This is a genomic window from Nonomuraea sp. NPDC051941 (genome assembly GCF_044593615.1).
Window position 1 is genome coordinate 59,030 of the sequence record NZ_JBIUCF010000059.1, and the last position, 5,787, is coordinate 64,816.

Consider the following 5,787-nt stretch of genomic DNA (forward strand, 5'->3'; position numbering starts at 1 on the left):
CCTCCCGCGACAACCTCGCCGGCGCCTACGAGGCGGCGGAGGATGTGGGCCGGGCCATCCCGCTGCACCAGGCCACGCTGGCCGATCGAGAGCGGGTGCTGGGCGCCGACCACCCCGACACCCTGGCCTCCCGCAACAACCTCGCTCGCGCCTACGAGGCGGCGGGCGATCCGGGCCGGGCCATCCCGCTGCACCAGGCCACGCTGGCCGATCGAGAGCGGGTGCTGGGCCCCGACCACCCCCACACCCTGACCTCCCGCAACAACCTCGCCGGCGCCTACTATGCGGCGGGCGATCTGAGCCGGGCCATCCCGCTGCTGGAGGCCACGCTGGCCGATCATGAGCGGGTGCTGGGCCCCGACCACCCCAATATCCTGACTTCCCGCAACAACCTCGCCAGCGCCTACGAGGCGGCGGGGGACCCGGGCCGGGCCATCCCGCTGTTCGTGGCCGCGCTCGCCGACTGCGAGCGGGTGCTCGGCAGTGACCATCCCACTACTCGAATCGTCCAGCGAAACCTTGAAGCAGCTGTCGCGAGAGATGCTCGGGGGCGCACTGCATAGTGGCGGCACTGCCAAGGCGATGGTGGACGCATGGGCGAGGTTTCATTTAACGATCGTTTTTTGAAGATCTTGAAAGTGGCGTTCCAGAGCCCCGAAACGCCTTCAAAAACTCGTTCAACAACCTCGGCTGTTCAACAACCTCTGAACACCGTTTGTTGAGAGGATGGCGAACGTGACTGACGTCTTGCAGCCGCCCGCCGACCCGTTGGCCGCCTTCCCCGCTTACCGCAGCGAGATCCGCATCGGCTACGCCCGCGTCTCCACCGCGGGCCAGAACCTCGAACGCCAACTCGACGCACTCAAGGCCGCCGGATGCCGACGCGTCTTCGCCGACAAGAAGTCCGGCAAGAGCGCCGAGCGACCCGAACTCGCCGCCTGCCACGCCTTCCTGAACGAAGGCGACACCCTGGTCGTCCCGTCGCTGGACCGCTACGGCCGGTCCCTGGCCGACCTCATCACCATGGTCGGCGAGCTGCGCAAGCGCGAGATCGGCTTCACCTCACTGCACGAGAACCTCGACACCACCACCCCCGGCGGCCGGCTCATCTTCCACGTCTTCGCCGCCCTGGCCGAGTTCATCCGCGAACTCATCGTCGCTGGCACCCGCGACGGGCTGGCCGCCGCCAAGGCCCGCGGCCGCACCGGCGGCCGCCCCACCGTCATCACCCCCGAACTGCTGCGCGCGGCCCGCGACATGTTGCCGAATCCGGAGAACTCGATCACCTCGATCGCCAGACTGCTCGGCGTCAGCCCGGGCACGCTCTACAACCACATCCCCGACCTACGGGAACTGCGTGCGAACTCCCAGATCATCGACCCGGTCGACAGCAACATGAGGTGATCCGATGGCAGGTGGATTACGGGCTCAGCGGCGAGGGCGTCTGGTCATCGTCGCGTTGGGTCCGATAGCTGGCGTGGCGGCCGGAGGACTCACCAATCTGCTCACCATGACGTGGAACTGGTGGCTGTTCGGGGGACTGGTCCTGACGACCAGCCTGGTGAGCGCCAGCACGCTGATCGCCCTGCCGCGCGGCAACCCGCCATACCCAGCGACGCTCCAGACGGACGATCCGCAGGCCGGTTCGGTGCTGCAGCCTCCGTCGGGCACCCGGGTCTTCATCGGTCGCACCAAGGACCTGCGCCGCTTGACAGCCCCCTCTCCTGAGGGAAACCGACCGGGACCTCTCATCATGGTCATTACCGGCATGCCTGGGACCGGAAAGACCGAGCTGGCCATCTGCGCCGCCCGTGCACTGGCCGCACGCTACCCCGACGGATTGTTTTGGTTGGGCCTGCGCACCTATGCCGCGACCGAGTCCCAATTGACCAGCACCGCAGCGCTGCGCACCCTGCTCAACGCCCTCAACGTACCGCCCGATCCAAACGCCACCAGCGTGACAGCGCTCAGCCGCACCTGGCGGACCGCCACCACAGGCAAGAAAATGCTGATCGTCTTGGACGACGCCGACACCGCCGAACAGATCCGCCCGCTGCTACCTGCAGCCGAAGAATCGGCGATCTTGATTACTACCCGCCACGTGCTGATCGGCCTCGACACCGACCACAGCATCACCTTGCAACCGTTCACCCGCAGCCAGGCCGCCCAGTTGGCCGGAGCCATCCTGCGCCGTGCCGGACTGAACGACCCCCAGGCGGTCACCGCGATCGCCGCCACCTTCCGGCTCCCACTCGCGATCCGACAAATTAGCGACCTGAAGGCGGCCAACCCTGGCCACGACATCCGCGCCGCTTCTGCGGGAACAATCAGTGACGAGACCGCAGCCGCATTCGCCCGCTCCCTTGCGGCCTTAACCAAACCCGCCCGCCTCGTGCTCCGCCGCGTCGCCCACTACCCCGGCTCGCTGATCAGCGCTCCCATCGCCGCCGTCCTTGCCGACCAGCCAGCCGACGAGGCCACCAGGTTGCTAGCCACCCTCTACCAGCGCGGTCTGCTCGTCGCGGACAACCGCACCAGCGGTGGCTATCGCATGCACGACGCCGTGCGCGCCGTCGCTTTGATCGAATCCGGAAAGCACGACAGCTCCAGACACCTGGCCACGGCCGACGAACGGCTTTTCCGATACACGAACAGCACCATCGACGCCATGGTTCTTCTGCTCGACTCCAGCGACTCCGTCACCTACATGGATACCGACAGAGGCGATAGCCGCATGCCACCTGCCCGGCACGAATCAGATGTCGCCGTGCTGCGATGGCTCGACCGGCAGCACGCAGATCTCCTCGCCGTGGCCCGCCGATGCCTGTCCGCGGGCTCCCCCTATGCATGGCGGCTGGTCTACAACCTGGAGTCCTACCAGCGGATGCGAGGCTTCTACACCGAGATCATCGAACTGAACAGCCAGGCGCTGAGCCTTACCCAGCACACCAATGACACCCTCGGCCAGGCAGCCATGCATCAAAGCCTCGGCCTGGTCGACATGCGCACCGGCAACTACCTCACCGCGCTCGCACGCTTTCAGACCTCGCTCGAGCTGTACATCCAAGTCGGCAACCGAGTCGGCCAAGCGGTGATCCACCACGAGCTCTGTAATGTCCACAAGTGGCTCGGCAACCTCGCCCAGGCCCGGGCGCACGCCACCTTCTGCTTTGAAGTCGCCTCTTCAGGCGACAACCTCGTGGAACAGGCATTCGCCCATTCCAACCTCGGCATCCTCGACCGGTTGGAAGGCAGCTACACCACGGCACGCGAACACCTCGCCCGGTCAATGGACCTGTTCGAGCGGGCCGGGCAACGCCGTGGCATCGGCATCTGCCACCGGCAGCTCGGCATGCTTGACAAGCACCTGAGCCGCTACCACGACGCGCAAGCCCACCTGGATCAGGCCCTTGCCCTGTTCCAGGATCTGGGAGATCTCATGAACCAGGCAGACACCCACTACAACCTAGCCGTCGTCCACCGCGGACTAGGCGCTTTGGCCACCGCTCATGAGCACGCCACCACCGCCCTCGCCCTCGCCAGCCAGATCAGCCACGTCCAAGGACAAGCCGATGCACACACCGAACTCGCCCGCCTGGCCCAATCCGCCGGCGATCACACGACAGCACACGTCCACCTTCGCCACGCTCACAACCTTCACCAGCGCCTCCAGCATGCACGCGAAACCGAACAGCCCAGCCCCCCGCCGCCTCTAGAACCTCGCTAGCCCGCTTTGTGGGACGGCCGTTCGCAACTGGCGGCCACCGCGAGCTCTATCGCAGATAACAGGGAGGGTCACCGCCGCCGCAGCGGGCTGTTCTCCCAGGACGGCACTCACGCTGGCGCAGATAATGGCTCATTATCTGTGATAGCTGGCCATGATCATCTCTATCGCTAATTTCTGCACTCAGACTCCTCGCGGGCCGGGAAGCTCTCGCGCGTCTCAGCGTCGAGCATGCCGTCAAAGGCCAGTGCACTCGCGATCGACTCCTCGCTGACCGGTCGGGGCACCTTCAGTCGTCGCTCGGCTTCGCCGACGATCTCACCGATGGTGCGTCCTGCCGTCCTGGAGTGGTGCCGGATCAGCCAGTCGAGCAGGCGGGCCACGCTGGGCATGATTCCGTAGAAGGTGGGGCGCGGACTGGCCGATCTCGTCATGGCCTGCCCAAGAACCCACGGCGCAAAGCTCGCCAACTTAGAGGGATGAACGCCTCTCTCTGCGGTGCACTATCCCAGCGCCGTCGCCAGATTGGCCCGTACGGTTCGCGTTCCGGGATGGTCTACGCCGAGCACCCGCTCGCAGTCGGTCAGCGTGCGTTCGTACAACGGGATGGCCCGGCCCAAGTCCCCCGCCGCCTGGTAGGCGCAGGCGAGGTTGTTGCGGGAGTTCAGGGTCTCGGGGTGGTCGGCGCCCAGCACCCGCTCCCGAGCGGCCAGCGTGACCTCAAACAGCAGGGTGGCGCGCCTCAGATCCCCCGCCGACCGATAGACGCCGGCCAGGTTGTTGCGCGAGTTCAGGGTGGAGGGGTGGTCTGCGCCCAGTAGCCGTTCCCGATCGGCCAGCGTCGCCTCGAACAGTGGGATGGCCCGGCCCAGATCCCCCGCCGACTCATAAGCGCAGGCGAGGTTGTTGCGCGAGATCAGGGTGGAGGGGTGGTCGGCGCCCAACACCCGCTCCCGAGCGGCCAGCGTGACCTCAAACAGCGGGATGGCCCGACCCAGATCCCCCGCCTCCTGGTAAGTGCCGGCGAGGTTGTTGCGCGATTGAAGGGTGGAGGGGTGGTCGGTGCCCAGCACCCGCTCCCGAGCGGCCAGCGTGACCTCGAACAGTGGGATGGCCCGGCCCAGATCCCCCGCCTCCTGGTAAGTGCCGGCGAGGTTGTTGCGCGAGGTCAAGGTGTCGGGGTGGTCGGCGCCCAGCACCCGCTCCCGAGCGGCCAGCGTGACCTCAAACAGCGGGATGGCCCGGCCCAGATCCCCCGCCGCCTGGTAGACGTGGGCGAGGTTGCCGCGCAAGGTCAGGGTGGAGGGGTGGTCGGCGCCCAACACCCGCTCGCAGTCCGCCAGCGTGACCTCAAACAGCGGGATGGCCCGGCCCAGATCCCCCGCCTCCTGGTAGACGTGGGCGAGGTTATTTCGTGATTGAAGGGTGGAGGGGTGGTCGGCGCCCAGCACCCGCTCCCGAGCGGCCAGCGTGACCTCAAACAGCGGGATGGCCCGACCCAGATCCCCCGCCTCCTCATAGATGCCAGCCAGGTTGTTGCGCGAGGTCAGGGTGGAGGGGTGGTCGGCGCCCAGCACCCGCTCCCGAGCGGCCAGCGTGACCTCAAACAGCGGGATGGCCCGACCCAGATCCCCCGCCGACCGATAGACGCCGGCCAGGTTGTCGCGCGAGGTCAAGGTGTCGGGGTGGTCGGCGCCCAGCACCCGCTCCCGAGCGGCCAGCGTGACCTCAAACAGCGGGATGGCCCGACCCAGATCCCCCGCCTCCTCATAGGTGCTGGCCAGGTTGTTGCGCAAGGACAGGGTGTCGGGGTGATCGACGCCCAACACCCGCTCGCAGTCCGCCAGCGTGACCTCGAACAGTGGGAGGGCCCGGCCCAGATCCCCCGCCGACCGATAGGCGCCGGCGAGGTTGTTGCGCGAGGTCAGGGTGTCGGGGTGGTCGGCGCCCAGCACCCGCTCCCGAGCGGCCAGCGTGACCTCGAACAGTGGGAGGGCCCGGCCCAGATCCCCCGCCGACCGATAGGCGCCGGCGAGGTTGTTGCGCGAGGTCAGGGTGTCGGG

Annotated in this window: 5 protein-coding genes; 3 read left to right on the plus strand and 2 right to left on the minus strand. The window is 67.3% G+C overall.

Going from position 1 to position 5,787, the window contains the following annotated elements:
* From ACIHFD_RS57705 to ACIHFD_RS57715, 3 genes are all read left to right on the plus strand, one after another.
* Window positions 1–563 (plus strand): tetratricopeptide repeat protein (locus ACIHFD_RS57705; protein WP_397374175.1); only part of this gene is annotated, 563 nt, incomplete at its 5' end.
* Between the two features lie 184 nt (window positions 564–747).
* The gene (locus tag ACIHFD_RS57710; protein WP_397374193.1) at window positions 748–1,404 is read left to right on the plus strand and encodes a recombinase family protein; all 657 of its coding nucleotides are present in this window, start codon (window positions 748–750) and stop codon (window positions 1,402–1,404) included.
* 73 nt (window positions 1,405–1,477) lie between these two features.
* On the plus strand, window positions 1,478–3,727 hold the full coding sequence (locus ACIHFD_RS57715; RefSeq protein ID WP_397374176.1) for a tetratricopeptide repeat protein: 2,250 nt from the start codon (window positions 1,478–1,480) through the stop codon (window positions 3,725–3,727).
* A 167-nt stretch (window positions 3,728–3,894) separates the two neighbouring features.
* On the opposite strand, the gene ACIHFD_RS57720 is transcribed toward ACIHFD_RS57715, so the two are convergent.
* Together ACIHFD_RS57720 and ACIHFD_RS57725 are read right to left on the minus strand one after the other, a co-directional pair.
* Entirely contained in the window at window positions 3,895–4,107 is a 213-nt protein-coding gene (locus ACIHFD_RS57720; RefSeq protein WP_397374177.1) for a hypothetical protein, read from the minus strand.
* Window positions 4,108–4,227: 120 nt separating this feature from the next.
* Window positions 4,228–5,787, minus strand: a 1,560-nt coding sequence (locus ACIHFD_RS57725; RefSeq protein WP_397374178.1) for a tetratricopeptide repeat protein, incomplete at its 5' end; no start/stop codon positions are given.